We start from the raw sequence: 3,062 nt of genomic DNA, 5'->3' as shown, positions 1-3,062 counted from the left end.
GCGCTTCCCTGAAGATTAATATGGGGGCTTCGCCCCCAAGCCCCCACGCCGCTATCCTGATAGCGGCGGCCCCGGCAAGTGCCTTCCTCAAAACAGGCGAGCTGGGGTACCACCGGGGGGCTTTATGGATTATATCAGCATTTCCCTAAATCGTCCTCCGCACCAGTTCGGGCCGCGCGCCGGATGCGGTCCCTCAACCCCAGGCCGACGCCCGACGCAGGGGGCCACTGGACGACGATCCCGAGGACTCCGGCGGACTCCATGGCCCGAAAGCCCGCAAAGAGCCCGCGGGCATAGTTCTCCGGCGAGTCGAAGCGGAGGGACCGCACAAAGGGCGCGGATGGCGACGTCAGCCCCATGAAGCCGCACCGCCCGGGGTCCGCCCCCTCGGGCAGCGGGCCCCCCTCCCAGATCCAGACCGGAACGAAGGGGGCGTAATGGCGATAGCGCGTTCCCGGGGACCGCGCGCTCGGGACCTCCGGGCAACCGAGGCCCACGCCCAGAAAGTCCTCCAGCACTTCCCGGGAGAGCCCCCCGGGGCGAAGCAGGAGCGGCGGCTCGGCCGTCATGTCCAGCACGGTGGACTCGATCCCCACGGACACGGGCCCGGCGTCGAGGATCATATCGGCCCGCCCCCCGAGGTCCTCCCACACGCTGTCCGCATCCGTGGGACTGGGGCGCCCGCTCAGGTTGGCGCTGGGCGCCGCCAGCGGGAACCCGGCCGCCTCGATCAGGGCGGCGGCGACGGGATGGTCCGGCATCCTGAGGGCCGCCGTATCGAGCCCCCCCCGCGTCTCGGCGGGGACGACGGGCCGCGCCGGAAGCACCAGGGTCAGGGGGCCGGGCCAGAAGGCCGACATGAGGCTCCGAGCCCGCGGGGTCGGACGGGCCAGCCGCTCGGCCTCCTCCCTGCACGCCAGGTGCAGGATCAGAGGGTTGTCGGAGGGCCGCCCCTTCGCGCGGTAGATGCCCCGGACTGCATCGGCGTTCAGGGCGTTCGCCCCCAGCCCGTAGACGGTCTCCGTCGGAAAGGCGACCAGGCCGCCGCGCCTCAGGACCGCGGCGGCCTCCCGCAGGACGGCGGGATCGGGGTTCCAGGGATCGACCGGGACGCGAAGGGTATTCATGCCCCGCCGCCATCCCGGAACCGCTCGTGGAAGCGCTCCCGGAACTCCGGGAAGGTCCCGGCCAGTATGGCCTCCCGCGCCCCTTCGGCAAGGCGCAGGGTATAACGCAGGTTGTGCCAGGTGCACAGGCGCGCCGCCAGGATCTCCCCGCACCGGTACAGGTGCCGCAGATAGGCCCTCGTGAAGTTGCGGCAGAGATAGCAGTCGCACTCGGGGTCCAGGGGGGTGAAGTCGCGCTCATACCTCTGGGCCTTGATGTTGACCCTCCCGAAGGAGGTGAAGAGGGTCCCGTTGCGCCCGTTGCGCGTGGGGAGCACGCAGTCGAACATGTCCACGCCCCTGGCGATGCCCTCCACGATGTTCGGCGGGTAGCCCACCCCCATCAGGTAACGCGGCCTCTCCTGCGGCATGACGCCGTTCAGGAGGTCCAGGATGCGGTACATGACGTCGTGGGGCTCACCCACCGAGAGCCCGCCGATCCCGTACCCGGGGAAGTCCATCGCCGTGATCTCCCGGGCGCTCCGCAGCCGCAGGTCGTCGTAGACGGAGCCCTGGACGATCCCGAAGAGGGCCTGGTCCTCCCTGGTATGGGCGGCCCGGCACCGTCCGGCCCACAGCGTGGTACGCTCCAGGGCCGTCGTCGCCTGTTCGTGCGTCGCCGGGAAGGGACCGCACTGGTCGAAGCACATGGCGATGTCGCTGCCCAGAAGCTCCTGCACCCGCATCGCCCACTCGGGGGACATCACGTGTTCGGAGCCGTCCAGATGGGACCGGCAGCGCACGTCCCGGTCCGTAACCTTGTTGAGCTGCGCGAGCGAGAAGACCTGAAAGCCCCCGCTGTCCGTCAGGATGGGCCGCTCCCAGCCCATGAAGCGGTGAAGCCCCCCCGCCTCGGCGACGAGCTCGGCCCCGGGCCGAAGGTAGAGGTGGTAGGTATTGCCCAGGATGATCCGGGCCCCGATCTCCTCGAGCTCGGGCGGCGTCATGGCCTTCACCGTGGCCTGCGTCCCCACCGGCATGAACACCGGCGTCCCGATGACGCCGTGGGGCGTCGTCAGGGTTCCGGCACGCGCGCCCGTCCGGGGACAGACCGCCTCCAGCCTGAACTCAAACATGGGAACTCCCCCATCCGAAAAAAGTACGGGCGTTCTCCTCCACCTGACCGGCCAGCGCCTCGAGCGCCACGCCCCTCGCCGCGGCGACGGCCTCGTAGACGTACCGCACGTAGGAGGGCTCGTTGAGCTTTCCCCGGAAGGGCTTGGGGGCCATCCAGGGACAGTCCGTCTCCAACAGCAGCCGATCCGCCGGGATTCGGGCTGCGACCTCGCGGAGCTCGTCGCTCCGGGCCCAGGTCACGGCCCCGCCGATGGCGCACCGGGCCCCGAGCCCAAGGACCCTGTCGAGATACCCGAGACCCCCGCTGTAGCAGTGGAAGAGCAACTTCAGGGAGCTCCGCATTCCGGGCTCAAGCCCCTCCAGGAGGGACAGCACATCGTCCATCGCGTCCCGGACGTGCAGCACCAGCGGCTTCCGGACGGCCGCCGCCCATTCCAGGTGCATCCGGAACACGGAGCGCTGCATGCCGCGGGGGGAATGGTCGTAGTAGTAGTCCAGCCCCGCCTCCCCGAGCGCGACGACGCGCTCGTCCGCGGCCAGGGCCAGCAGCGCCTCCGGCAGGCCGTCCGCATAGCGGGACGCCTCGTGAGGGTGAACGCCGACCGCCGCGTAGACGCCGCTCTCCCTGAAACGATGGGCCATCCCGACCGCCTCCCGGCTGTCCTCCAGGTCGCAGCCGACGACCACCATGCGCCCGACCCCGGCCTCGGCGGCACGGCGGACGAGAGCGTCGGCGTCCCCCCTCAGCTCGTCGGAGTTGAGATGACAGTGGGAATCGATCAGCATGGAAAAACCCTCAAAAGCCCAACCTCCAAAGCC

The 3,062-nt window shown here is 70.1% G+C and carries 3 protein-coding genes; all 3 read right to left on the bottom strand.

Features of this window, described 5'->3' with window-relative positions; genetic code table 11:
• Nucleotides 1-134 precede the first annotated feature (134 nt).
• The gene (locus Q0176_RS01145; RefSeq protein ID WP_299298221.1) at nucleotides 135-1,127 is read right to left on the bottom strand and encodes an L-threonylcarbamoyladenylate synthase; all 993 of its coding nucleotides are present in this window, start codon (nucleotides 1,125-1,127) and stop codon (nucleotides 135-137) included.
• Entirely contained in the window at nucleotides 1,124-2,242 is a 1,119-nt protein-coding gene (gene tgt, locus Q0176_RS01140) for a tRNA guanosine(34) transglycosylase Tgt (RefSeq protein ID WP_299298218.1), read from the bottom strand. Before tgt ends, Q0176_RS01145 begins: the two co-directional genes overlap by 4 nt.
• Nucleotides 2,235-3,062, bottom strand: an 828-nt coding sequence (locus Q0176_RS01135; protein WP_299298214.1) for a TatD family hydrolase, incomplete at its 5' end; no start/stop codon positions are given. The genes Q0176_RS01135 and tgt, both read right to left, overlap by 8 nt.

This window comes from uncultured Fretibacterium sp. (assembly GCF_938040765.1).
Lineage (GTDB): Bacteria > Synergistota > Synergistia > Synergistales > Aminobacteriaceae > CAJPSE01.
The sequence above is the reverse complement of the archived record's forward strand: the minus strand, read 5'-3'. Positions and strand labels throughout refer to the sequence as shown.